The organism is Sulfitobacter sp. HI0040 (genome assembly GCF_001634885.1).
GTDB lineage: Bacteria > Pseudomonadota > Alphaproteobacteria > Rhodobacterales > Rhodobacteraceae > Sulfitobacter.
The window spans coordinates 1-24826 of sequence record NZ_LWEX01000031.1 but is presented as its reverse complement, the minus strand read 5'-3'; the positions used below and the strand labels follow the sequence as shown (position 1 = coordinate 24826).

Genomic DNA, 24826 nt, shown 5'->3' with positions numbered 1-24826 from the left:
ATCGGGGCCGATGACGGTATCCGCGATGTGAACCCCGCCGCGGAAGGCTTCCTCAACGTGTCGGCCAAATCGGTACTGGGCCAGCCCGTCTGGGATGTGATCGCGGTGGACGACCCGCTCGAGATCGCCTTTGACCGCGCGCGCAGTTCGGGCACGCCGCTTTTCGTCAACGATATCGACGTCGGCAGCGGCCAGCGCGCCCCACTGCAATGCGCGCTGCAGATAGCCCCGCTGGTGGGCCGCGATGACTGTATGCTCATGCTCATCACGCCTCGCGAACTGGCGGGCCGGATGACGCAGAACCATTCGGTCAAGAGTGCCGCGAAATCGGCCATCGGCATGGCCGAAATGCTGGCGCATGAGATCAAGAACCCGCTTGCCGGGATCACGGGTGCGGCGCAACTGCTCAGCATGAATCTGCGGGCGGAGGATCTGGAGTTGACCGACCTCATCGTCGCGGAATCGCGGCGGATCGTGAAGCTGCTGGAGCAGGTGGAGCAATTCGGTAACCTGTCGAAACCCGTCCGTGCCCCGGTCAACCTACACGACGTGCTGGACCGCGCGCGCCGTTCTGCGCTGCTGGGGTTCGGGGCAGGTATGCGCATCATCGAGGATTACGATCCTTCGCTGCCCTTTGCGCTGGGGGACAAGGACCAGTTGCTGCAGGTGATCCTGAACCTGCTCAAGAACGCCTCCGAAGCGGGGGGCAGCACGATCCGGCTGCATACCTATTTCGAACATTCATTCCGGTTGCGCCGGGCGGACGGGTCGGGCCAGTCGCTGCCGCTGCAGATAGAGGTGGTCGACGACGGCACCGGCCTGCCGGAGCACATCAAGGCCGATGTCTTCGATCCCTTCGTATCGGGCCGAGAAAACGGCACCGGGCTGGGGCTGGCACTGGTGAGCAAGATCATCTCGGAGCATGACGGATGGATATCCGTTACCTCCGTTCCGGGGCGCACCGTCTTTCGCATTTCGCTGCCGCGGGCGCGCGGCGACATATCACAGGAGTCCTGAGCATGGATGGAACCGTTCTGGTGGCGGACGACGATCGCACGATCCGCACTGTCCTGACGCAGGCGCTGACGCGGGCGGGCTGCAAGGTCCACGCGACATCCAGCCTGACGACGCTGATGCGCTGGGTGGGCGAGGGGCGCGGCGACGTGGTGATTTCCGATGTTGCCATGCCCGATGGCAACGGGCTGGAGATGCTGCCCAAGATCGCCGCCGACCGGCCCGGGCTGCCGGTCATCGTCATTTCCGCCCAGAATACGATCATGACGGCCATCAAGGCCGCCGAGGCGGACGCCTTCGACTACCTGCCCAAACCTTTCGATCTGCCGGATCTGATGAAGCGGACCGCGCGCGCGCTCGAACGGGGGGCGGCCCCCCGGATGCCGGCCCCGCAGCCGGAGGAGACGCCCGAACGGGACGACCTGCCGCTGGTGGGGCGGACGGCGGTGATGCAGGCGCTCTACCGGCTGGTGGCCCGGGTGATGAACTCTGAACTGCCGGTGCTGATCTGGGGTGAATCGGGCACCGGGAAATCACTGATCGCCCGGGCGATCCACGATTTTTCCGATCGTCGTTCGCTGCCCTTCGTTACCGTGACCGGCGCGGACCTGGAGGATATCGAAGGGCCCGCGCGCATATTGGCCCGGGTGCGCGGCGGGACGCTGCTGGTGGATGAAATCGGCGACATCCCCGCCGCGCTTCAGGCGCGGCTGGCCCGGATGATGGACGCGCCGGGCGAACACAGCCCCCGGTTTCTTGCCACAAGCCAGTCCGACCTGACAGCGGCGATGAAGAACGAAACCCTGCGCCGGGATCTCTATTACCGCCTCTCGGGCGCCACGCTGCATGTACCGCCCCTGCGCGACCGGGTGGAGGATATTCCGCTTCTGGCCGCGCATTTCCTCGAACGGTCGGACAGCGCGGGCAGCGGGCGGCGCGTCCTGTCGGACGGGGCCGCGCGGATCTTCGGCAATTACACATGGCCCGGCAACGTGCGGCAGCTTGAACATGCCATGCGCCAGCTTGCCCTCACGGGCCGCGCGCCGGAGATCACCCAGACGGAGGCCGAACAGGTACTGGGCGCGGAGCCCGATCCGCAGCCGCTGCGCGCGCAGGCCAATACCGAACGTCTGGGCGCATCGGTCGAACGGCACCTGCGCCGTTATTTCGATCTGCACGGCAACGCCTTGCCCCCGCCGGGCCTCTACGCACGGATCCAGCGCGAAGTGGAGGCACCCTTGATAGAAATCGCACTTGCCGCAACGTCCGGGAATCAGGCCAAGTGCGCGGATTTGTTGGGAATTAACCGAAATACCCTACGAAAGAAGATTACCGACCTCGATATAGAGGTGACACGCGGTCGCAAAATGATGTAAAACCGCCACATAAACGTGGCCATCGGGTTTCAGACCGGATCAGGACCACAAAATATGGCGGTTGATGCAGGGATGCATCACATCATCGGTGAGGGCAGCGGGTGGCAACCCGATCACGCAGTTCAGCGCTCATAAGGCTTGGCCGTTTGCGGCGGGTGCGACGCGTTCGCAATCTTTCCACCTTTGGGCTGGTGGTGCTGGGGCCTGTTCTGGCGCTGGCGACCTATCTTGTACTTGGGCCCTTGGGGCAGGGGGCGAACAGCCCCGCGCTGCGGCTCATCCTGCTTACCGATCTGATCTATGTCCTGCTCGTTGCGGCACTTGTCCTCAGCCAGGTGGCGCGGCTCATCGCGGCGCGGCGGGCCAAGTCGGCGGGATCGCGGCTGCACCTGCGGTTGACGGGTGTTTTCGCGCTGATGGCGCTGATCCCGACGATCACGGTGGCGGTCTTTGCCGTGCTGACCGTGAATTTCGGTCTTGAGGGGTGGTTTTCCGAACGGGTGCGGAGCGTGGTGGGCAGTTCGCTCGCCGCGGCGCAGGCCTATGAGCTGGAGCAGCGCGAAGACCTGATCGCGGATACGCTGGCGCTCGCCCGGAGCATCGACAGCGCCCGCCGTCAGGGGATCGCGGCGAGCGACAGCCAGATCCTCGGCGAAGGCCAGCGCCAGATCCAGCGGGGCCTGCGCGAAGCCTATCTGATCGACGGGACAGCCCAGATCCGCGCGCGCGGCGACCGGTCCTACCTGTTCGACTTCGACCCGCCGGACCCTTCCGACATCCAGCGCGCCTCCGAAGAAGAGGTGGCGGTGATCGAGGATTGGCCCGCCAATGAATTCCGCGCCCTTGTGCGGCTCGATTCCTTTGTCGATCGCTATCTCTACGTGTCCCGCGACGTGGACGGCGATATCCTCGCGCTGCTCGATGACACCCGGGAGACGGTGCACCTTTATCAACAGCTCGAATCGGAGCGCGGGCGGCTGCTGTTTGAATTCGGCCTGCTCTACCTCGGATTCGCGGTGATCCTGATCCTTGCCGCCGTCTGGCTTGGCCTGTGGTTCGCGGAACGGTTGTCGCGGCCCGTGGGTCGCTTGACCGGCGCGGCCCAGCAGGTCGGCGCGGGGGATCTCGACGTTCAGGTCGTCGAGGAAGAGGGCGACGACGAGATCGCGATGCTGGGGCGCTACTTCAACCAGATGACCCGGCAGTTGAAGGGCCAGCGCGACACGCTGCTCGACAACACGCGCCAGATCGAACGGCGGCGGCGGCTGTTCGATTCGGTGTTGAGTTCGGTCACCTCGGGTGTTGTGGGGCTGGACCCCGAAGGGCGCGTGACCTTCGTGAACCGCTCCGCCATGCGGTTGCTCGACTGGAACGAGGACCAGCAGTCGCTGGCGATATCCGTGGCCGTGCCGGAGTTCGGCCCCCTGTTCGAAACGGTGACGAACGGCCCGGGCGAGGTGGCCCAGGCCGAGGTGAAGGTAGCCAGGCAGGGCAGCCTTGAAAATCTGCTGGTGCGCATGGCGACCCGGCGTGGCGACGACGGTCACCTGGAAGGCTATGTTGTCGCCTTCGACGATGTGACCGACCTTGTGAGCGCCCAGCGGATGGCCGCATGGGGCGACGTGGCGCGGCGCATCGCGCATGAGATCAAGAACCCGCTCACCCCCATCCAGCTCAGCGCGGAACGCATCCGCCGCAAGTTCGGCGGCAAGGTCGGGGAGGGCGCCGAGGCGCTGGACCAGATGACGGGGGTCATCATCCGGCAGACGGCGGATCTGCGGCGCATCGTCGATGAATTTTCCAAGTTCGCCCGGATGCCCGAACCCGAAACCGCGCTCCAGGATCTGTCGGACCTCGTACGCGATGCGGTGCTCTTGCAGCAGACCGGGCAGCCGGATGTCACCATCGCGATGGACGTGCCGGATGAGCCTGCCATGGCGCAGGTCGATTCCACCATGCTGTCGCAGGCGCTGACCAACCTGATCAAGAACGCGGGCGAAGCGATCGAGACCCTGCGCTGCGAGGGCGCGCCGGAAGATCATGAGCCCCGGATCGAAGTGCGGCTCGAAAAGTCGGGCGACACCGCGCGGATCACCGTGGCGGACAACGGCATCGGCCTGCCCGAAGACCGCGCGCGCCTCTTCGAGCCCTATGTCACCACACGCAGCGAAGGGACGGGCCTGGGCCTGCCCATCGTCAAGAAGATCATCGAGGAACACGGCGGCAGCCTCACGCTGGAAAACGCGCCCGTGTTCGACGGACAGACCCATCACGGCGCCATGGCGGTCATCACGCTGCCTCTGGTTCCCACACATCCCCCTGAGCAGAGCGGAGAAGGCAAATGAGCGATATTCTGATCGTTGACGACGAACGCGATATCCGGGAATTGATCTCGGACATTCTCGAAGATGAAGGTTTTGCCACCCGATTGGCGGGCAATTCCGACGAGGCGATGCAGGCCATCAACACCGAGGCGCCCGCGCTCATCATCCTCGATATCTGGCTGAAGGACAGCCGGATGGACGGGATCGACATCCTCAAGACCGTGAAGCGGGACAATCCCGACATCCCGGTGGTGATCATCTCCGGCCACGGGAATATCGAGATCGCGGTGGCGGCGATCCGGCAGGGGGCCTACGACTTCATCGAAAAGCCGTTCAACATCGACCAGCTTCTGGTGGTGATCCGGCGCGCCATGGAAACCAGCCGCCTGCGGCGCGAGAACCTCAGCCTGAAGCGGCGCGACGTGACCTCTTCGGAAATGATCGGCAACTCCGCCGCCTTCCGCGCGCTGGTGAGCCAGCTCGATAAGGTGACGAAGTCCAATGGACGGGTCATGCTGACCGGCCCCGCCGGGGCGGGAAAGGAAGTGGCCGCGCGCTACATCCACGCCCATTCCGCCCGGTCGACGGCGCCCTTTGTCACCGTCAACTGCGCCGGCGTCTCCCCCGACCGGATGGAGGAGGTCCTCTTCGGGCGCGAAACCCCAGACCGCGGGGTGGAGCCGGGGCTGCTGGAACAGGCGCACGGCGGGGTCATCTATTTCGACGAGGTCGCGGACATGCCGCTGGGCACCCAGTCCAAGATCCTGCGGGTGCTGGTGGATCAGCAGTTCACCCGGGTGGGCGGCAATGACAAGGTCCGCGTGGACCTGCGCGTCATTTCCAGCACCAACCGGAACCTCGATGCCGCCATCGCGGCGGAGACCTTCCGGCAGGAGCTCTATCATCGCCTGAACGTGGTGCCGATCGCGGTGCCTTCGCTGGAGGACCGGCGCGAGGATATCCCGGCACTGGCGCAGCATTTCATCAGCGATTTCAACGCGACACAGGGCCTTCCGCTGCGCGAGATCACCGAGGAAGCGACCGCCCTGATGCAAACGATGATCTGGCCCGGCAACGTGCGCCAGCTCAAGAACCTCGTGGAGCGCGTGCTGATCCTCGGCGAAGGCTCGGGCCCCATCGAGGCACGCGAACTGCCGGGGGAGGAGGATCCGTCGGAAGACGACGGTCGCGTAGTCCTGTCCGGTGCCTTGGCCACGCTGCCCCTGCGCGAGGCGCGTGAAGCCTTTGAGCGCGAATACCTGCTGACGCAGATCAACCGCTTTGGCGGCAACATCAGCCGGACGGCGAATTTCGTCGGCATGGAACGCTCGGCCCTGCATCGCAAACTGAAATCGCTGGGGGTGGTGACATCGGCCAAGTCAGGCGTGCGCGTGGCCCATGTAGACGAAGAGGCGGAACACGCGAGCTGAGCGGGCCCGGCTTTAAACGGGGGCGCTGACCGGAAAAGGGGTGCCCCCGTACTGGCCCCACCCTCTCCGGGGACATTTGAATTGACCGCGTTTTACCACTCTGTCATGGCTGGACCGGTTCGGACGGCCCCTTGAACACGGGTGGCGGCCCGGTCCAGATCAGGGGACCCCGGTTCATGAAAGTGATCATTTGCGGTGCAGGACAGGTGGGGTGGCAAATCGCCCGTCACCTGAGCGGCGAACGCAACGATGTGACAGTGGTGGACAGCAACGCCGACCTCGTGCGCCGCGCCACGGATACGCTGGACGTGCAGGGCATCGCCGGTTTCGCGAGCTACCCGGACGTGCTCGACCGGGCCGGGGCGCGCGATGCGGAGATGATCATCGCCGCCACCCATTCCGACGAGGTCAACATGGTGACCTGTCAGGTGGCCCATTCGGTCTTCGGCATCAACCGCAAGATCGCCCGCCTGCGCAGCCAGTCCTATCTCGACGCGATCTATTCCGATCTCTACCGGCGCGATCACATGCCCATCGACGTGGTGATCAGCCCCGAACGTGAAGTGGCCGCAGCCGCCCTGCAGCGCCTTTCCGCGCCCGCCGCCTTCGACACGGAGGTTTTCATGGACGGGCAGGCGCATCTGCTGGGCATCAGTCTGGAGGCCGACTGCCCGGTCGTGAACACGCCCTTGCGCCAGTTGACCGATCTCTTCTCCACCCTCCGGGCCGTGGTGGTGGGGGTACGCCGGGACGGCACGCTTTTCGCGCCCGAAGCCAAGGACCAGCTTTTCGTGGGGGATGACTGCTATGTCTTCTCGCACAAGGACGACATCCAGCGCACCATGGAGATCTTCGGCAAGAAGGCCAGCAAGCAGGAGCGGCTGGTGTTGGTGGGCGGCGGCAACGTCGGGCTGACGGTGGCGCTACATCTGGAGGCGGGGCTGAAACGCATCCGCACCAAGATGATCGAGAAGAACCGTCACAACGCCGAGCGCGCGGCAGAGGCGCTGGAACGGACCATCGTGCTCAACGGCGACGGGCTCGATTCAGCGCTGCTGTCCGAGGCGGGCATTTCGCGCGCCGACGCGATGCTGGCGGTCACCGACGACGACAAGACCAACATGCTGTCCTGCGTGCGGGCCAAGGCCGCGGGCTGCCCCTATGCCATTGCGCTGATCAACGATCCCACGCTGGTGCCGCTGATGACCCCGCTGGGGATCGATGCCTATATCAACCCCCGCGCCACGACGGTGTCGTCGATCCTGCGCCATATACGTCACGGCAGGGTCAGGGCAGTCTATTCCATCGGTGATGCCGAGGCGGAAGTCATCGAGGCGGAAGTGCTTTCCACCTCGCCCATCGCGGGGCGGAAGGTATCGGATATCGACTTCCCCGAAGGCGTGCTCATCGGGTTGGTCCGCAAGGCGGGCAAGGTGGTGAGACCCCATGGCAGCATGCGGATCGACGAGGGTGACGTGATCGTGCTCTTCGCCCTCGCCGAGGATGTGCCGGCGGTGGAGCAGCTCATGCAGGTTTCGATCGATTTCTTCTGACAGGGCAGGGAAGGGCGCCGCGTGAGCCGCAAGAGTCATATTCGGCGGGATATCATGAACCTGCCGCTGTTCCTGTTGCTTTTCGGGGCCACCGTCCTGTCCATGATGGTTCCGGCGCTGCATGCGCTCGTCCTGAATGACCACGATACATCGCGCGCCTTTTTCTACGCCTCGCTGCTGGGGCTGGTGGTCTTTACGCTGATCGCCGTGGCCCATGCGGGCCGGATCGGGCGCGAAGGGCCGCTGACGCAGCTTCTGTCGCTTTTTTCCGCCTTTGTCTTTCTGCCGGTGATAATGGCGGTGCCCTTTCTTGAAGCACTGCCCACGACGCGTTTCACCAATGCCTATTTCGAAATGGTCAGCGCCTTGACCACCACCGGGGCCACCATGTTCAAGGAGCCCGGGCGGCTCAATGACACCCTGCACCTGTGGCGCGCGCAGGTGGGCTGGATGGGCGGTCTTTTGATGTGGATCGCCGCCTCCGCCATTCTGGCGCCGCTCCATCTTGGCGGTTTCGAGGTCACCGCACAGGCCGAACCGGGCCGGAGGGAGCCCGCCGCCGGGATCCGCAACGCGCCGGTCGATCCGCGCCACAGGCTCATCCGGGTCACCAAGTCACTGCTGCCGCTCTACTCCGGCCTTACGCTGGTGCTGTTCCTGCTGCTGCTGATCGGCGGTGAGGTCCCGCTGGTGGCGCTCAGCCATGCGATGTCGGTGATGGCGACATCGGGCATTTCGCCCATCGGTGGGGTGCAGAATTCCACCTCCATCGGTGTGACGGGCGAGGCGGTGATGATGCTCTTCATGATTTTCGCGCTGTCCCGGCTGACCTTTTCCAAGGATACGATCACCGCCACCCAAGGCGGGCTGCGTACCGACCCTGAATTCCGCATAGGCATCGCCGTGATCGCGGGCGTGCCGCTGTTGCTCTTTGCCCGCCACTGGATCGGGGCCTATGACGTGGCCGCCGAAGAAAACCTTTACGAGGCCGGCTTGGCGCTCTGGGGGGCGCTCTTTACCGTGATGTCCTTCCTGACCACCACGGGCTTCGTGTCGGAGCATTGGGCCGAGGCGCGCAGCTGGTCGGGGCTGGCGACGCCGGGCCTGATCCTGATGGGGCTGGCGCTGATCGGCGGCGGCGTGGCGACGACGGCAGGCGGGGTAAAGCTGTTGCGGGTCTTCGCGCTTTACCAGAACGGCGTGCGCGAGATGGAGCGGCTGGTGCACCCCAACTCGGTCAGCGGGGCGGGGGCGGCAGGGCGGCGGCTGCAAAGCAACGGGGCCTTCATCGCGTGGATCTTCTTCATGCTCTTCGCGCTTTCGCTGGCGGGGGTGACATTGCTGCTGACCCTGATCGGCGCTTCCTTCGACGAGGCGCTGGTGATGTCGGTGGCCAGCCTTTCGACCACCGGGCCGCTCATTGAATACGCCGACGACGCGCCCATCCGGCTCATCGAACTGAAGATGGCGGCGAAGTACGTGCTTTGCGGTGCGATGATACTGGGCCGGCTTGAGACGCTGGCGATCATCGCGCTCTTGACCCCCAATCTGTGGCGCGGCTGACACGTCAGCCCCGGCGCTTCGGGCGGGCTTCGGAGATTCGGGCTGGAAACTCCGTGCTTTGCGCTCCATAGTGGTCGGAATGGGGAGGTCCGGTCCGCGGACACCGGCAAGAAAAAAGGGCGAATGAGACTATGGCGTCTGACAGACAGAACCTTCAGGACGCGTTCCTGAACCACGTACGCAAGACCAAGGTTCCGGTCACGATCTTCCTGATCAACGGCGTGAAGCTGCAGGGCGTCATTACCTGGTTCGACAATTTCTGCGTGCTGTTGCGCCGCGACGGGCAATCGCAGCTGGTGTACAAACACGCGATTTCGACCATCATGCCCAGCCAGCCGATTTCTCTCTATGAGGGTGAAGAGGCTAATTGAGCCGACCTCCTTTCCAGATCGATGAAACCGAAGGGCCCCGCGTCACCCGCGCATGGGTCCTGCATCCGGACATCCGCAGCGATCCCGATCGTCGTGCGCCCGAACCCGCGCTGGCCGAAGCCGTGGCACTGGCCGAGGCGCTGCCCCAGCTGGAGGTGCAGGGCGCAGAGGTCGTGCCCCTGCGCAGCGTCAGCGCCGGCATGCTTTTTGGCAGCGGCAAGATCGAAGAGCTGCGCCAGCGGCTGGAGGAGAGCGAGATCGAACTCGTTCTGGTGGACGGCCACGTCAGCCCCGTGCAGCAGCGCAACCTTGAAAAGGCGTGGAAGGTCAAACTGCTGGACCGGACCGGTCTGATCCTCGAAATCTTCAGCGACCGTGCCGCCACCCGCGAAGGCGTGCTGCAGGTGGAAATGGCGGCGCTGAACTATCAGCGCACGCGGCTGGTGCGCGCCTGGACGCACCTTGAGCGGCAGCGTGGTGGGCTTGGCTTCGTCGGTGGCCCCGGCGAAACCCAGATCGAGGCTGACCGCCGTGCGATCGACGAACAGCTCGTCCGGCTGCGCCGCCAATTGGACAAGGTGGTGCGGACCCGCGCATTGCACCGCGCAGCACGGGCCAAGGTCCCCTATCCCATCGTGGCGCTGGTGGGCTATACCAACGCCGGGAAATCCACGCTGTTCAACCGCCTGACCGGGGCGGAGGTGATGGCCAAGGACATGCTTTTCGCCACGCTGGACCCGACGATGCGCAGCCTCGTGCTGCCCGACGGTCCCGAGGTGATCCTGAGTGACACGGTGGGCTTCATTTCCGACCTGCCGACGGAACTGGTCGCGGCGTTTCGCGCTACGCTCGAAGAGGTGCTGGCCGCCGATATCATCTGCCACGTCCGCGATGTCTCCCACAGCGAGACGGAGGAACAGGCGCAGGACGTGCGGGATATCCTCGCCTCCCTCGGGGTGGACAAGCAGACGCGCACCTTCGAGGTCTGGAACAAGATCGACCTGATGCCGCCCGAGGCAGCCGATGCCCTGCGCGCGGCGGCGGCCCGGGATCCGGATGTGCTCGCCATTTCCGCGATCAGCGGCGAAGGGCTGGATGCCCTGCAATCGACCATCGCCGAGGCGCTGCAGGGCCACCTGCGGGAGGCCGATCTGTCCCTCTCCTTCGAGGAGGGGCGCAAGCGCGCGTGGCTCTTCGAGCAGGACGTGGTGATCGAGGAACGGCAAACCGACAGCGGTTTTGATCTTGCGGTGCGCTGGTCCGCGCAGCAGGAAGCACAATTCCAGAAGCTTTAGGCCCCGCCTGTGGGTGGGGCGCGCGTGGCGGCAGATAATGCTCGACCCGTCGCACGATCGGCCCATATGGAGGCCGAACACCGAACCGGGAGCCGCGCCATGACCCTCGTCATCCTCTATGCCGTCACCTTCGCCATTTTCATGGGGCTCGATTACGTCGGGCTGAGTTTTCTTATCAAGCCGACCTTCGAAAAGGATGTGGGCGGCCTGTTGCTGGAGGATTTCCGCCTCGTCCCCGCCTTCGTCTTTTATGCGTTCTACGTGGCGGTGCTGCTCTGGTTCGTGTCGTGGCCCGCGCTTACGGAAGGGCGCGGCATGCTCTGGGTGCTGGGGAATGCTGCGCTGATCGGGGCGCTCGGCTACGGGACCTATGAATTCACCAACTACGCGACGCTGAAGGACTGGACCGGCACGATGGTCGCCACGGACTTGACCTGGGGGGTAGTGCTCACCTCGGTCTCCGCCACCGCCGGGGTCTGGATCACCCGCGCCATCTCTACCTGAAGGGATCGGCCCTCATGGCCCGGTCGGTGAGGCGAAGCGCCATGCCCCGGGCCGCAGGCCGCCCAACCGCCAGTCACCCACGCCCAGCCGGATGAGCCGCAGTGTCGGCAGGCCCACATGGGCCGTCATCCGGCGTACCTGACGGTTGCGCCCTTCGGTAATCGTGATCTCCAGCCATGCGTCGGGCACGCTCTTGCGGTAACGCACGGGCGGATCGCGCGGCCAGAGGTCGTCGGGCGGCGCGACCTGTTCGATCCGCGCGGGTCTTGTCGGCCCGTCTTTCAGCGTGACCCCGCGGCGCAGCCGGTCCAGCGCCCCGGCGTCGGGCCTGCCTTCCACCTGTACCAGATAGGTCTTGGGCCGCTTGTATTTGGGATTTGCGATCCGCGCCTGCAGCGGGCCGTCATCCGTGAGGACGAGCAGGCCCTCGCTGTCCTTGTCGAGCCGACCCGCCGGATAGAACCCCGGCTCGTCGATATAGGCCGAAAGGGTGGGCCGGGGCGAGCCTTCGGTGCCCTTGTCGGTGAACTGCGACAGGACCCCGAAAGGCTTGTTGAAGAGGATCACACGCGCCATCAGCGCCGGCTGCGCGGGGGCATCAGCAGCGTGACCCCGACCGATGCGGCCCGGGCGAGGTCTTCGTCCAGCGACATGGGAATATACTCCCCCCGGCGCCACAACTGGGCCATGTCGTCGTAGTGCCGCGACAGCGGGTGGCCGGATTGCCCGGTGGAGATGATGAAGACCGAAGAATCCGGATCGGCGAAATCATAGACCCCCCGGTAGCCCGCTCCGTGCACGTTCTGGAACGGATCGGGCAGGGTGCCCTTCGTCCGGCCGCGCAGCAGCGTATTGTCCCCGCCGGAGGTCGACTGGCGAATGTTCACGAAGTAGCGCAGCAGGGGCACTTCGCCGAGGATCTGGTGATCATGGGTGGCCTGATGCGCATCGCCCCAGCGCAAAGATTCAAGCTGGCTGCCCCATGTCTCCTCAATCCAGATCAGCGCGTCGTCCAGTGCAAGGCGGGCCATGTCGGGGCACGTTTCCTTCTGCGCGGACTGGAGCACGTCACACCAGACGGAGGCGCCGCCCACGTCGCGGAACACCCGTTCGATGAACAGCGGCTGGACATGGGTGAATTCATCCGCCAGCGGGCCAAGCTCATCCTGGATCAGGCGGGCCTGCAGGGCGCGCAACCATGCGGCATAGATCAGCGGCTCGGGCAGATGTTCGTTCATCTCGCCCGACCAGCCGGCGAGCAGGGTCAGCGCGCGCTGGCGCTGGCGTTCCCTTGTGCCCTCGGGGGCCGCTTCGCCGGTAAACCAAAGTTCCGACCCCATCAGCGGCAGCAGCGAACGCGCGGTGAAGCTGACGGTGTCGAGCTGCGCCTCGATGAAGCTGTCGCGGGTATGGACCTGACGGGATTGCATCAGCCGTTGCCAACGCTGGATCCGCTGGGTGTCGCCCCAGACATAGGAGACATGGTTGGGAAAGGCCCGGTTCACCGTCTTGTTGTTGGTGTTGCCCAGTATCCCGCCCGCGGGGGCCACGAACTCCGGATTGGTTTCATAGGGCATCCGGCCCTGCCAGCGATTGGCCTCGACCCAGCCGGGGGTGGGCATGCGCCCCTCGCTCTGGTGGGCGACATCGCGGCGCGGGATGACGCCGACGGTCTTCATCGCGATGTTTTCGGAATCCACGAGCGTGAGGTTCTGCGCCGGGCCGACATAGGCTTCGCCCGCGGCAATCGCTTCTTCGACCGTCTTGGCGCCCATCAGGTCCATGGCGGCATCCATGGTCGTGTCCTCCGGCGTCAGCACCGTCCAGGCCACGCTGGCCACATGGCCGGGCGGGGTGACGGCGGCGAGGTTGTAATGCGTGCCGGGCAGGACCGGGCCATTTTGGGTCCAGCGCTGGATGACGGTGACAGGCTCCGCGTCCTTCACGTTGACGATGGAGGACCGCGTATTGAATTTCGCCCACCCGTCGGGCGTGCGGTATTCCTGCGGATTATCCGGGTTCAGTTCCTCGATATAGACGTCCTGATCGTCCGCATAGGCCGATGTCACCCCCCAGCCGAGGCTGGCGCTGCGCCCTGTCAGGATCACCGGAACGCCCGGGATGGTCCCGCCGATGACCCCCCCGCTGTCGAGTTCGAGCCGGGCGAGATACCAGATCGACGGAGCCGAGAAGCCCAAGTGAGGATCGTTCGCCAGCAGCGTTCCGCCCGAAGCGGAGCGGGACGGCGCCGCCGCCCATGCGTTCGACGCCCCCGCCAGGGGCATGTGACGGAAGGGCGACAGCGGGTGCGGATCGAGCGGGATATTGGCGGCCACACGGGGCGCATCGGGGAAAAGAGCGGCATATTCGGGCAGCGCCGCGATGCCGGGGCCGGGGGCATCCGGCAGGATGTCTTGCACCCGGTCGGGATCGGCCAGCATCAGCGAAGTGCGGGCCCGCAGCACCTCCGCCTCCAGATGGGCGGAGAGTTGCAGCCCCATCAGCTTGAGGATCGCCACGGAATCCGCCGGGCGCCACGGCGCCATGGGCGCGTTGAAAAGCCACATCTCGGGCGCGCCGCGGCCCAATGCTTCGGAGTTGATCTGATCGAGCCGCGCGTTGACCCCGTTGGAATAGGCCTCGAGCGCGGCGCGGGTGCGTGGCTCCAGCGCGTCGACGGAACGGACGGCGAGGGTATAGAGGTCGAACCGGCGCAGCAGCTTGTCGATGTTCAGCGTCGCCGTGCCGAAGACCTCCGACAGGCGGCCCTGTGCGGTACGCCGCAGCGTGATCATCTGCCACATCCGGTCCTGCGTATGGGCATAGCCCAGGGCGTAGAACACATCGGCATCGGTTTCGCCGAAGATATGGGGCACGTTGGCATTGTCGCGCACGATCTCCACCGGCGCGGTGAGCCGGGGCGTGACGATCACGTCGTCGTAGTCGGGCAGGGACCGCGACGCCAGCCAGTAGATCAGCCCGACAGCAACGACCGCGAGCACGATCATCAGCGCCGTCAGTCGCACCAGCCAACGAAAAACAGCTGCCATCAGGGCTCCGGATCCCGCGCCGATTGACCAGCGCGCACAAGGTGATAGGTGTTTGGCAAGCAATAGCGCAACCGGTTGGGGAGGAAAAGCAGATGGCGAAAGTGGCATTTTTGGGTCTGGGGGTGATGGGTGCGCCCATGGCGGGGCATCTCCAGAAGGCCGGGCATGAGGTGACGGTCTATAACCGCACCGCCTCCAAGGCCGAAGACTGGGTGGCCACCTATGGCGGTGCCCATGCCGCCACGCCGCGCGAAGCGGCTGAGGGTGCCGATTTCGTCATGGCCTGCGTGGGGAACGACGACGATCTGCGCTCGGTCTGTACGGGCGCGGACGGGGCCTTCGCCGGGATGACGAAGGGGGCCATCTTCGTCGATCATACCACCGTCAGCGCCGCCGTCACCGCCGAGATGTACGAGGCCGCGGACGATGCCCAGGTCAGCTTTGTCGATGCGCCGATCAGCGGCGGGCAGGCGGGGGCCGAGAACGGGCAGCTATCGATCATGTGCGGCGGGGATCAGGGTGCTTTTGACCGCGCACTGCCGGTGATGGAGGTCTATTCGAAGATCTGCCGCCGGCTGGGTGACAGCGGCGCCGGCCAGATGACCAAGATGTGCAACCAGATCGCGATTGCGGGCCTCGTTCAGGGGCTGAGCGAGGCGTTGCATTTCGCCGAAAAGGCCGGGTTGGACGGGCGCGACGTGGTCGAGGTGATCAGCCAGGGGGCCGCCGGAAGCTGGCAGATGGCGAACCGCTACGAGACCATGCTCGACGACAAGTTCGACCACGGGTTCGCGGTGGATTGGATGCGCAAGGATCTGGGCATCTGCCTGTCGACGGCAGACGACATCAAGGCGAGCCTGCCGGTCACCGCGCTGGTGGACCAGTTCTACAAGGACGTCCAGAAGATGGGCGGCGGGCGCTGGGACACTTCAAGCCTGTTCAAGCGCCTGCAGCGCGACTGACCCGTTGCGGCCCGCCCCCGAAAGGGGCGGGACCGCTCCCCTCAGGGGATGATGCGGGTATATTTCGTGCCTTCGAGCGTCGCGCCCAGACGCAGGCCCGCGCGCCCGAAGACCGCCGCGAGCACGGGTGCCAGTACCGTCGTCGTTTCCGCGTTGAGGCTGTCGCCCCGGTTCGAGATCACGTATTCGAGGTCCGCCCCCGCGGCCCAGCCGGGGGAGCTGCGGAATTCGGCAAGCGCCCTGTCGGTCATGAAAAAGAGCACATGGGCATATTGCGCGGCCCCGATCTGGAGCCCGCCCGAGGCCTTGGTGACGGAATAATAATCCACTGTCACGTCATTCACCCGTAACGCGCCGCGCCCGTAGGCGCCCCCGAGGCCGAGACCGGCCTCCGTCACCAGTGGCATGACGAGCATGCCATTGGATTTCTGCGCCAGTTGCACTGTGTTGGGATAGGCGCGGTACATTTCGGCCAGTGTCGCATCGACACGCGCGTCGATCATCTGCGCGCCGCGTCCGCCGATACCGTTGCCGCAGGCGGCGGTGACGGTCAGACCGGCAAATGCGCCGAGCGTGAACGCACGCCGGGAAAATTTCGGATTGCTCATGGGGTTCTGCCTGTATTCTGGTTGCCTGATGCCGGTTTTCCGACTTGGCAATGATCCTAATCGGTTTTGTCGTTCCTGTCATGCCCCGCGTGGCAGACAGGCGTGTCTTTGCGGGTTTCGGGTCACGTGACGCCGCGTCTTGTCGTCGAATGCGCGTTTCCCGGGCCCCTCCGGGCGGCTGTCAGCCGTTCAGGAGCCGCGCGGCTTCGGGGGCGAAATAGGTGAGAACCCCGTCGCAGCCCGCCCGTTTGAAGCCCATCAGGCTTTCCATCATCACGCGCTCCTCGTCAATCCAGCCGTTCCCCGACGCGGCCTTTATCATGCTGTATTCGCCGCTGACCTGATAGGCGAAGGTCGGGGCACCGAAGCTGTCTTTCACCCGACGGCAGATATCGAGATAGGGCTGCCCGGGTTTGACCATCACCATATCCGCCCCTTCGGCGAGGTCGCGCGCCACAAGGCGCAGGGCTTCATCGCTGTTGGCCGGATCCATTTGGTAGGTTTTCTTGTCCCCCGTCAGCGCGCCGGAGGCACCCACCGCATCCCGGAACGGGCCATAGAAGGCGCTGGCGTATTTGGCGGCGTAGCTGAGGATCGCCACATGGCTGTGGCCCGCACTTTCGAGTCCTTCCCGGATCGCGCCGATGCGCCCGTCCATCATGTCCGACGGGCCGATGATGTCGGCGCCTGCGTCGGCCTGCGCCAGCGCCATTTTCACCAGCGCCTCCACCGTCCGGTCGTTCACGATCACCCCGTCCTCGACGAAGCCGTCATGGCCGTTGATGTTGTAGGTGTCGAGCGCCACGTCGGTCATGACCGCCATCTCGGGCAGGGCATCCTTGATCGCGGCGATGGCGCGGTTGGCCGCGTTGTCCGGGTCCCATGCGCCGGCACAATCCTCCGTCCGGTCCTCGATCCCGGTGTAGGGAAAGACGCAGACCGCGCCGATGCCCAGATCATGCGCGCTGCGCACGGCGGGCAAAAGCCGGTCGACCGTGCGCCGCATGACGCCGGGCATGGAGGGCACAGGCTCTTCCACGTCCGATCCGGCACGGACGAAGACGGGCCAGATCAGGTCGCTCGCCTCAAGCGCGTTTTCGCGTACCAGTGCACGCAGGGCGGGGCTGCGGCGGGTGCGGCGCAGACGCAGGGCGGGAAAGCTCGACTGGGTGGGGATCATGCAAAAATACCTCAGGTTCCGGCCCCTCGGGCTTGCCACGTATTTTTGCATCGCTCAAGGGTAGGAATTGCCGGATGTGGCGGGTATGACATCGCAGCCAAACGAAAAAGCCGGGTGAGACTTGGACTGGTATCAGACGCTATTCGAACTGATCGACATGCGGTCGTTCTCCAACCTGTGGTACTGGATCGTGCTCGCGGTCATCTGGTCCACCAGCAGCCATTGGATCATGGGCGTGCCCTATGATATGGTGCTGCGGGCCAAGCGCCAGGGCGGTGCCGCGCAGGAAGATCTGGAGGATCTGGTGCGCATCTACGTGAACCGGCTGCTTTATATCGGGCGGGTTTCGGGGCTGTGGCTGCTGGGATTTGGCTGTTTCGCCCTGACGATGCTGGCGCTTCTGGGTTTCGTCTACTGGATGGAATTCGCGCAGGCGGTCTTTTTGCTGGCGCTGCCGCTGTCGCTCGTCGGGTTGCTCAGCATTTCCACCGCCCGGCTCATCCATGTTGAGGAGGCGACGGGCGAGCGGCTGTTCCGGCGGCTCATGCGTCACCGGATCTACACACAGATCATCGGCATGGTCTCGATCTTTGTCACCGCGCTCTGGGGGATGTATCAGAACCTGGTTATCGGACCTCTCGGCGGTTGACACCGGACGCCCATACCCCAACTGAGGCCGCATGGCACGCAAAGACAAACTGATCCTCTCCGGCACGCCCGAGGGCTATGACGCGAAAGCGATCCTCGACGAGATGGCGCGCGCCGACGCGCCGGTTTTGCATGTGGCCCGGGACGACAAGCGCATGGCGGCGATGCAGGCCGCCCTGCGGTTCTTTGCCCCCTCGATGCCGGTTGTGGTCTTTCCCGGCTGGGATTGCCTGCCCTATGACCGGGTCTCGCCCAATGCCGATATTTCCGCGCAGCGGATGGCAACGCTCGCGGCACTGGTCCATGGGATGCCCGAAAAGTTCGTGCTGCTCACGACGCTCAATGCCGCGACCCAGCGGGTGCCGGGGCGCGACGTGCTGCGTGATGCCGCCTTTTCCGCCCGGGTGGGCGACAGGGTGGACGAGGCGGGCCTGCGCCAGTTCCTCGTCCGGATGGGCTTTACCCAGAGCCCTACGGTGATGGAGCCGGGCGATTACGCGATCCGGGGCGGTATCATCGACATTTACCCGCCGGGCGATCTGGGGCCGGTGCGGCTCGATTTCTTCGGCGACGTGCTGGACGGCGCGCGGCGTTTCGATCCGGCCACCCAGCGCACTACCGAAAAGCTCGATCAGGTCGAACTGGCCCCGGTCAGCGAAGTCATTCTGGACGAGGCGGCGATCACCCGTTTCCGTCAGAACTATCGTATCGAGTTCGGTGCCGCCGGAACCGACGATCCGCTCTATGAGGCGATCAGCGCCGGGCGCAAGCATCAGGGCGCGGAACATTGGCTGGCCTTCTTCCACGACGATCTGGAGACGCTCTTCGATTACGTGCCGGAGGCCACTGTCACGCTCGACGACCAGTTGACGCCCCAGCGGCTAGCCCGCTGGGACACGATCGCGGATCAGTATGAGACCCGCAAGCTGGCCATGGCCAACCGCAGCAAGATGGACAGCGTCTACAAGCCCGTCCCGCCAGAAGGGCTCTACCTTGACGATGCCGCGTGGGAAACCGCGATGGAGGGCCGCCGCCGCATCCAGTTCAACCCGCTGCCCCAACCCACCGGCCCCGGCGTGCTGGACGCGGGCGCGCGCATCGGGCGCGATTTCGCGCCGGAGCGACAGCAGGAAAGCATCAGCCTTTTCGGTGCCTTGGCGTCGCATGTTAAGGCAAAACTCGAAGTCGGTCCCGTGGTCATCGCCAGCTATTCCGAAGGCGCGCGGGAGCGGCTGACAGGCCTGATCGAAGACGAGGGCATCGCGGAGGCGATCCCCATCACCAACGCCACGCGGATCGGCAAACGGGGGCTGCACCTTGCGGTCTGGGCGCTGGAACACGGGTTCGAGGCGCCGGGCCTGACGGTGATTTCCGAACAGGACGTGCTGGGCGACCGATTGATCCGCTCGCCGCGCCGCAAGCGCCGGGCGGAAAACTTCCTGACCGAAGCGCAATCGCTCAGCCCCGGTGATCTGGTGGTCCATGTGGATCACGGCATCGGGCGCTATCTGGGGATGGAGGTCATTACCGCCGCCGGAGCGGCCCATGAATGCCTGCTGCTGGAATATGCCGAAAGCTCGAAGCTCTATCTGCCGGTGGAGAATATCGAACTGCTGTCCAAATACGGCCACGAGGAAGGGCTGCTGGACAAGCTGGGCGGGGGCGCGTGGCAGTCGAAGAAGGCCAAGCTGAAACAGCGCATCCGCGAGATGGCGGACAAGCTCATTCGCATCGCGGCGGAACGCGCGCTGCGCAAGGCCCCGGTTCTGGAACCGCCCCCCGGCATGTGGGACGCCTTTGCCGCGCGTTTCCCCTATACTGAAACCGACGATCAGCTGCGCGCCATCGAGGATGTCGTCGATGATCTGACCTCCGGCAACCCGATGGACAGGCTCATCTGCGGCGACGTGGGTTTCGGCAAGACAGAGGTGGCGATGCGCGCGGCCTTCGTGGCCGCCATGTCGGGCGTGCAGGTGGCGGTGATCGCCCCCACCACGCTGCTGGCGCGCCAGCATTACAAGAGCTTTGCAGAACGCTTCCGCGGCTTCCCGCTGGAGGTGCGCCAGCTTAGCCGGTTCGTTTCCGCCAAGGAAGCCGCGAAGACCCGCGACGGCATGGCGCGCGGAACCGTCGATATCGTCATCGGCACCCATGCGCTGCTGGCCAAGGGCATCCGCTTCAACAACCTCGGCCTGCTGGTGATCGACGAGGAACAGCATTTCGGCGTCACCCACAAGGAACGGCTGAAGGCGCTGCGCAGCGACATCCACGTGCTGACCCTGACGGCGACGCCAATTCCGCGCACGCTGCAACTGAGCCTCACCGGGGTACGCGACCTGTCGATCATCGGCACACCGCCGGTGGACCGGTTGTCGATCCGGACCTACGTGTCCGAATTCGATGCGGTCACGATCCGGGAGGCGCTGCTGCGCGAGCATTACCGGGGCGGGCAGAGCTTCTACGTTGTGCCGCGCATCAGCGACCTCCCGGAGATCGAGACCTTTCTGAAGGAGCAATTGCCGGAACTGACCTATATCGTCGCCAACGGCCAGATGGCGGCGGGGGAGCTCGACGACCGGATGAACGCCTTCTACGACGGCAAATATGACATTCTGCTGGCCACGACGATCGTTGAATCGGGCCTCGATATCCCCACGGCGAACACGATGATCGTACACCGCGCCGACATGTTCGGGCTGGCGCAGCTTTACCAGATACGGGGCCGCGTCGGACGGTCCAAGACGCGGGCCTATGCCTATCTCACCACGAAGCCCCGGGCCAAGCTGACGCCGGCGGCGGAAAAGCGGCTGCGGGTGCTGGGGAGCCTCGATACGCTGGGGGCGGGCTTTACGCTGGCCTCGCAGGATCTGGACATTCGCGGCGCCGGGAACCTCTTGGGCGAAGAGCAATCGGGCCAGATGCGCGATGTGGGCTTCGAGTTGTACCAGTCCATGCTGGAAGAGGCGATTGCCAAGATCAAGGCGGGCGAGCTGGAAGGGCTGAGCGAGGCCGACGATCAATGGGCACCGCAGATCAACCTTGGCGTGCCTGTCCTGATCCCCGAAGACTATGTGCCCGACCTCGACGTGCGGCTGGGGCTTTACCGGCGGCTCTCTTCGCTCACCACCAAGGTGGAGCTTGAAGGCTTTGCTGCCGAGTTGATCGACAGGTTCGGGCCGCTGCCGAAGGAGGTGAACACCCTGCTGCTGGTGGTGCGCATCAAGGCGATGTGTAAACGTGCGGGCATCGCAAAGCTGGATGGCGGCCCGAAGGGTGCTACGATCCAGTTCCACAATGACAAGTTCGCCTCGCCCGAGGGTCTGGTGGCCTTCATTCAAGATCAGCGCGGGCTGGCCAAGGTGAAGGACAACAAGATCGTCGTGCGGCGCGACTGGAAGAAGGACAGCGACAAGATCAAGGGCGCCTTCGCCGTGGCCCGCGATCTGGCCGAACATGTCATCGCCAAGGAAAAGAAGGCGAAGGCTAAGGCATCCAACTAGAGTACCGAGGGAGCCGTTACATGAAACATCTCATATTCGCACTGCTGCTGGCCCTGCCGGGCTGCGCCGCCATGATCTTTTCCGAAGAGGCGCGCGTGCTGGGCAAGACCGACGATGGCCGCATCATCGCGCAGTTCACCGTTACCCGGGCCAGTGCAATAGGCATACCGCCCACCCCCAATACCGATATCGCGCGCCGGGCCAATGCTATCTGTCCGCGCGGCTATGTCGAAACGGGCCGCAGTGGCGAGATCACGCGCCGGATAAGCGGTGTGATCTATACCGATATCGATGTCACGGTGGTCTGCAACGCCTAGGCGCTAACCGGCGGGGGCGGCTTCTGGCCGTTCGACGCGGCCCATCATGAGCATCAGCACGAACCCCAGCACCGCCATGGCCAGCACGCCGCCCACCAGCGGCGTGATCGTACCGTCGAAAAGCACCCCTACCGGCGACGCGATGAGCGACGCCCCCACGGTGGATACCGCCCCGATGACAGAGGCCGCGGTGCCCGCGATATGGCCCATCGGTTCCATCGCCAGCGCGGTCAAGTTGCCCAGCGTCAGCCCGGCCTGAAAGAACAGGCAGGTCTGCCAGAGAACGAAGGCGTAAAAACTGTAGGGATCGGCCCATTGGCCTGTCCCCAGCGCCAGCATTCCGCCGGAGAGGGCGATCTGCATAGCCAGCGTGATCGTCACGAGCCGCCGCATCCCGTAACGCACCACCAGCAGCGCGTTGAGCAGGCTCGCACTGCCAGCCACGATGGCCACGGCACCGAACCAGTAAGGAAAGCTCGCGCCCCGATCGAAAATCTCTTCATAGATCGGCTGCACCAGCATCAAGGTCACGAAGAGCATCCCGAGGGCGAGGGTCTGCACGGCGATGGACATCCGCACCGTCGAATGGCTCGCCATCTCGCGCACGGCTGCCCAGATCAATCCGGACTGCAGGGGGCGTCTTTCTGCGGGGGGCAGGGTTTCGGGCAGGCGCAAGCCCATCCAGATCACGGTGATCAGCGAAAAGACCATGAAGGCAATGAAGATGCCGTGCCAGTCGCCGACGGCAATGATGCCCGCGCCCAAGGTGGGGGCGATGGCCGGGACCAGCGCGAAGATCATCATGGCAATGGACATGATCCGCGCCATTTCGCGCCCCGCGAAAAGATCGCGCGTGATGGCGAGCGCTACCACGCGTGGCCCTGCGGCCCCCAATCCCTGCACGGCGCGGGCGGCCAGCATCATCTCCAGCGACTGGGATTGCCACGCCACGCCCGCCGCCACGATATAAAGCGCCGATCCTCCGAAGACCACGCTGCGCCGCCCGTAGGCGTCCGACAGCGGGCCGGTGAAAAAGGTCCCGACCCCAAGGCCGAGCGCGAATGAAGTCAGGATCAGCCCGGTTCGATAGGGCGCTTCGGGTGACAGCTCCGCACCGATCTGGGGCAGGGCGGGCAGCATGGCGTCGATGGAAAAGGCGATCGTGGCGAACATCATCGCGATCAGCGCGACGAATTCGGCACGACTCATGGAAAAATCGACCTGTTGCGAGTCATTAACTATTCCGAACGTTGAAAGGCGCGTGAAATGACGCTGTTCTGCGTCAGACCTATCCCAACCGCCGGGAAACTTCAATCAGGAGTTGTCGGTTCGAACGACCGGGCCGGGGGAGTCAGCGCCCCATGGCCCGCCGCTCCCGATCGCCGATCTGGGCGCGCAGCTCCGTCGTCGAAACCTCCGGGGTGCGCGGCAGATAGAGAACCTGTGCGATGTCCTGCAAATCGTCGAATTTACCAGTCCAGTCATCACCCATGGCGAAGGTGGAAACGTTGTAGTTGACGATGTCGCAGCGCTTCTGTTCCCAGGTGTCCTCCGGAATTACCCGGTCCACGTAGCGGCAACTTTCAAGGATGGTGCGGCGCTGTTCGTAGGACATCACGCATTGTTTGCCCTTGATCTGGTTGAAGGCATCGGTGGAGCATCCAACGATCAGTTCAGTGCCCAGGTCCGCCAGCCGCCGCAGCAGGTTGACGTGGCCGTGGTGGAACAGGTCGAACGTGCCATAGGTCAGCACGACGCGCGGTTTTCGGGAGGGCTGCATCATGAAAGCCTTTCGAGGAAGGGGGCAAATTTCGCATCGGCCTCGGCCCATGGAAACTTGAAAAGCGGATCCGGTTCGCGCCATCCGGCGCCGTAATTCACTGAAAGCATCTTTTCCGGCTGGGCCGGCAGGGTGAAAGGCCCGTGCGGCGCGGGGCGCAGGGGCAGGACATCCGCTGCGTCAAGGTCACCATGGGTGTGCGGATAGACGTAGAACCGGCCTGCCTGTTGCCACGCCGGGAAAAGATCGACTTCGACCCCGCCGATGCGCTTCAGCTTGCAGATCTGGGGTTTGTCGATCTGTTCGGGATCGAGCGCGCCTGCCTCGCGCAGCTTCCCTTTCAACTCGGTCCATTCCCGCGCGGCAGCTTCGGCATCCGCAGCGCGGAGCAACACGGCGAGGTCGACGTCGTCATCATGATCGATGAGCTTGCCGTCGCGCACGACGCCCAGCAGGGTGCCGGAATTCAGGAACGCCTCATAGCCCAAGGTGCCCAGCGTCACCATATGGGCGGTGACCCCGGCCCAGATGGCGCCGTGATCCTCGGTGGAGAAGTTGCCATCGCGAAAAGCGTGATTCGTCAGGACCTTGGGGGCGATATAGGCGCGCAACCGGCGGTCGAATTCGGCAAACTCCGCTGCCCGGCCCTCCTGTTCCGCGCGGCTGCGCAGCCGTGCAAGATAGCCTGTCGTGCGGCTGGGCCGGACCTGCGCGATGAACGAAAGCATCACGTTGGCTTCGATCCATTCCGTCGAAAGGGGGCGGCGTTTGAGGGTTTCGATCTCTGCGCGGTAGGCGCGCGCATCAAGGCCGGTTGTTCCGGTAAGGATCTCCGCCAGGGCCATCCACCTGATCTCGGATACACGGGTGCGTTTGGCCTGATCGGACAGGTCCGCTTGATCTTTCATGTCACCGCTCGTTCTGCCGGGGGCTTTGCGCCCCTCTGGCGGGAATCCTATGCGACCGGGCGGCACAAAGCAAAAGATTTCAGTCTGATGCAGGTGGTTGAGGTAAACGGGATTCTTACCTAGCCAATTCTTTGACCAATCTACGCTTGGGAGGACGCCCATAGCCGTGATCATCAGACCAGCCGTTCCGGAAGATGCCGTGGCCATGAGCACGGTTCTGGCAGCCATATTGGACACATGGGGCAGTGACCGGCCCCGGTCGCCCGCGCATGTCCTATCGAACTATATCGACCACCCGGATCGGGTGGAATGTTCCGTCGCGATGACCCACGACGGAACCTTGCTGGGGTTCCAGTCCCTCAAACGCGCCACGCCGGGGAACCCCTATGACCTGCCGGAAGGCTGGGGGATCATCGGCACCTATGTGAGCGCGCAGGCGGGGG

The 24826-nt window shown here is 64.7% G+C and carries 20 protein-coding genes and 1 pseudogene; 14 read left to right on the top strand and 7 right to left on the bottom strand.

Annotated elements, in window-relative coordinates; all coding sequences use genetic code 11:
- The 9 genes from A3728_RS03255 to A3728_RS03215 all read left to right on the top strand — a co-directional run.
- On the top strand, nucleotides 1-1017 hold a 1017-nt coding region (locus tag A3728_RS03255; protein ID WP_443069420.1), incomplete at its 5' end, for a two-component system sensor histidine kinase NtrB.
- A 2-nt stretch (nucleotides 1018-1019) separates the two neighbouring features.
- Nucleotides 1020-2390, top strand: a complete 1371-nt coding sequence (locus A3728_RS03250) for a response regulator (protein ID WP_067920219.1) — start codon at nucleotides 1020-1022, stop codon at nucleotides 2388-2390.
- Between the two features lie 101 nt (nucleotides 2391-2491).
- Nucleotides 2492-4735 (top strand): sensor histidine kinase NtrY-like, encoded by a 2244-nt coding sequence (locus tag A3728_RS03245; RefSeq protein WP_330220257.1) that lies wholly within the window; start codon nucleotides 2492-2494, stop codon nucleotides 4733-4735.
- A complete protein-coding gene (gene ntrX, locus A3728_RS03240; RefSeq protein WP_067920217.1) occupies nucleotides 4732-6144 on the top strand; it encodes a nitrogen assimilation response regulator NtrX in 1413 nt (470 codons plus the stop codon). The genes A3728_RS03245 and ntrX overlap by 4 nt, the downstream gene beginning before the upstream one ends.
- Before the next feature lie 176 nt (nucleotides 6145-6320).
- Complete coding sequence (gene trkA, locus A3728_RS03235; RefSeq protein WP_067920215.1) at nucleotides 6321-7697, top strand: Trk system potassium transporter TrkA; 1377 nt, start codon at nucleotides 6321-6323, stop codon at nucleotides 7695-7697.
- Nucleotides 7698-7718: 21 nt separating this feature from the next.
- On the top strand, nucleotides 7719-9260 hold the full coding sequence (locus A3728_RS03230; RefSeq protein WP_067920213.1) for a TrkH family potassium uptake protein: 1542 nt from the start codon (nucleotides 7719-7721) through the stop codon (nucleotides 9258-9260).
- Between the two features lie 131 nt (nucleotides 9261-9391).
- Nucleotides 9392-9631 (top strand): RNA chaperone Hfq, encoded by a 240-nt coding sequence (gene hfq, locus A3728_RS03225; protein ID WP_067920211.1) that lies wholly within the window; start codon nucleotides 9392-9394, stop codon nucleotides 9629-9631.
- On the top strand, nucleotides 9628-10926 hold the full coding sequence (gene hflX / locus A3728_RS03220) for a GTPase HflX (protein ID WP_067920209.1): 1299 nt from the start codon (nucleotides 9628-9630) through the stop codon (nucleotides 10924-10926). Before hfq ends, hflX begins: the two co-directional genes overlap by 4 nt.
- 99 nt (nucleotides 10927-11025) lie before the next feature.
- Nucleotides 11026-11430, top strand: coding sequence for a DUF2177 family protein (locus A3728_RS03215; RefSeq protein ID WP_067920225.1), 405 nt, complete (start codon nucleotides 11026-11028; stop codon nucleotides 11428-11430).
- Nucleotides 11431-11442: 12 nt separating this feature from the next.
- On the opposite strand, the gene A3728_RS03210 is transcribed toward A3728_RS03215, so the two are convergent.
- Nucleotides 11443-12006, bottom strand: a complete 564-nt coding sequence (locus tag A3728_RS03210) for a pseudouridine synthase (RefSeq protein ID WP_067920207.1) — start codon at nucleotides 12004-12006, stop codon at nucleotides 11443-11445.
- Entirely contained in the window at nucleotides 12006-14480 is a 2475-nt protein-coding gene (locus tag A3728_RS03205) for a penicillin acylase family protein (RefSeq protein WP_067920205.1), read from the bottom strand. Before A3728_RS03205 ends, A3728_RS03210 begins: the two co-directional genes overlap by 1 nt.
- A gap of 44 nt (nucleotides 14481-14524) precedes the next feature.
- Here A3728_RS03205 and A3728_RS03200 point away from each other — a divergent pair, with 44 nt between their 5' ends.
- Complete coding sequence (locus tag A3728_RS03200; RefSeq protein ID WP_269084750.1) at nucleotides 14525-15442, top strand: NAD(P)-dependent oxidoreductase; 918 nt, start codon at nucleotides 14525-14527, stop codon at nucleotides 15440-15442.
- Between the two features lie 41 nt (nucleotides 15443-15483).
- On the opposite strand, the gene A3728_RS03195 is transcribed toward A3728_RS03200, so the two are convergent.
- Complete coding sequence (locus A3728_RS03195; RefSeq protein ID WP_067920201.1) at nucleotides 15484-16050, bottom strand: YSC84-related protein; 567 nt, start codon at nucleotides 16048-16050, stop codon at nucleotides 15484-15486.
- A gap of 181 nt (nucleotides 16051-16231) precedes the next feature.
- The gene (gene hemB / locus A3728_RS03190; RefSeq protein WP_067920199.1) at nucleotides 16232-17230 is read right to left on the bottom strand and encodes a porphobilinogen synthase; all 999 of its coding nucleotides are present in this window, start codon (nucleotides 17228-17230) and stop codon (nucleotides 16232-16234) included.
- Between the two features lie 121 nt (nucleotides 17231-17351).
- On the opposite strand from hemB, the gene A3728_RS03185 reads away from it, so the two are divergent.
- Genes A3728_RS03185 through A3728_RS03175 form a run of 3 tightly spaced genes read left to right on the top strand, consistent with a single transcriptional unit; the run spans nucleotide 17352 to nucleotide 21695 of the window.
- Nucleotides 17352-17879: a component of SufBCD complex gene (locus A3728_RS03185; protein ID WP_150120624.1), complete on the top strand. Its 528-nt coding sequence runs from the start codon at nucleotides 17352-17354 to the stop codon at nucleotides 17877-17879.
- A 31-nt stretch (nucleotides 17880-17910) separates the two neighbouring features.
- A complete protein-coding gene (gene mfd / locus A3728_RS03180; protein ID WP_067920197.1) occupies nucleotides 17911-21378 on the top strand; it encodes a transcription-repair coupling factor in 3468 nt (1155 codons plus the stop codon).
- Between the two features lie 20 nt (nucleotides 21379-21398).
- Nucleotides 21399-21695: a hypothetical protein gene (locus A3728_RS03175; RefSeq protein ID WP_067920195.1), complete on the top strand. Its 297-nt coding sequence runs from the start codon at nucleotides 21399-21401 to the stop codon at nucleotides 21693-21695.
- Between the two features lie 3 nt (nucleotides 21696-21698).
- Here the strand turns inward: A3728_RS03175 and A3728_RS03170 are convergent, their stop codons facing one another.
- From A3728_RS03170 to A3728_RS03160, 3 genes are all read right to left on the bottom strand, one after another.
- Nucleotides 21699-22904, bottom strand: coding sequence for a multidrug effflux MFS transporter (locus A3728_RS03170; protein WP_067920193.1), 1206 nt, complete (start codon nucleotides 22902-22904; stop codon nucleotides 21699-21701).
- A 142-nt stretch (nucleotides 22905-23046) separates the two neighbouring features.
- Nucleotides 23047-23475 carry a glycerol-3-phosphate cytidylyltransferase gene (tagD, locus tag A3728_RS03165; RefSeq protein ID WP_067920191.1) on the bottom strand — a complete coding sequence of 143 codons (429 nt, stop codon included), beginning with the start codon at nucleotides 23473-23475 and terminating at the stop codon, nucleotides 23047-23049.
- Entirely contained in the window at nucleotides 23475-24383 is a 909-nt protein-coding gene (locus tag A3728_RS03160) for a LicD family protein (protein ID WP_067920188.1), read from the bottom strand. Before A3728_RS03160 ends, tagD begins: the two co-directional genes overlap by 1 nt.
- Nucleotides 24384-24549: 166 nt before the next feature.
- Here A3728_RS03160 and A3728_RS03155 point away from each other — a divergent pair.
- Nucleotides 24550-24826 (top strand): annotated as a pseudogene (locus A3728_RS03155) (GNAT family N-acetyltransferase); the annotation flags it as partial.

What these genes read in the sequence shown, in the direction of transcription:
- A3728_RS03250 (WP_067920219.1), top strand. Translation starts at nt 1,020, where the DNA reads ATGGATGGAACCGTTCTGGTGGCGGACGACGATCGCACGATCCGCACT.
- ntrX (WP_067920217.1), top strand. Translation starts at nt 4,732, where the DNA reads ATGAGCGATATTCTGATCGTTGACGACGAACGCGATATCCGGGAATTG.
- trkA (WP_067920215.1), top strand. Translation starts at nt 6,321, where the DNA reads ATGAAAGTGATCATTTGCGGTGCAGGACAGGTGGGGTGGCAAATCGCC.
- hfq (WP_067920211.1), top strand. Translation starts at nt 9,392, where the DNA reads ATGGCGTCTGACAGACAGAACCTTCAGGACGCGTTCCTGAACCACGTA.
- A3728_RS03215 (WP_067920225.1), top strand. Translation starts at nt 11,026, where the DNA reads ATGACCCTCGTCATCCTCTATGCCGTCACCTTCGCCATTTTCATGGGG.
- A3728_RS03210 (WP_067920207.1), bottom strand. Translation starts at nt 12,006, where the DNA reads ATGGCGCGTGTGATCCTCTTCAACAAGCCTTTCGGGGTCCTGTCGCAG.
- A3728_RS03205 (WP_067920205.1), bottom strand. Translation starts at nt 14,480, where the DNA reads ATGGCAGCTGTTTTTCGTTGGCTGGTGCGACTGACGGCGCTGATGATC.
- A3728_RS03195 (WP_067920201.1), bottom strand. Translation starts at nt 16,050, where the DNA reads ATGAGCAATCCGAAATTTTCCCGGCGTGCGTTCACGCTCGGCGCATTT.
- hemB (WP_067920199.1), bottom strand. Translation starts at nt 17,230, where the DNA reads ATGATCCCCACCCAGTCGAGCTTTCCCGCCCTGCGTCTGCGCCGCACC.
- mfd (WP_067920197.1), top strand. Translation starts at nt 17,911, where the DNA reads ATGGCACGCAAAGACAAACTGATCCTCTCCGGCACGCCCGAGGGCTAT.
- A3728_RS03175 (WP_067920195.1), top strand. Translation starts at nt 21,399, where the DNA reads ATGAAACATCTCATATTCGCACTGCTGCTGGCCCTGCCGGGCTGCGCC.
- A3728_RS03170 (WP_067920193.1), bottom strand. Translation starts at nt 22,904, where the DNA reads ATGAGTCGTGCCGAATTCGTCGCGCTGATCGCGATGATGTTCGCCACG.
- tagD (WP_067920191.1), bottom strand. Translation starts at nt 23,475, where the DNA reads ATGCAGCCCTCCCGAAAACCGCGCGTCGTGCTGACCTATGGCACGTTC.
- A3728_RS03160 (WP_067920188.1), bottom strand. Translation starts at nt 24,383, where the DNA reads ATGAAAGATCAAGCGGACCTGTCCGATCAGGCCAAACGCACCCGTGTA.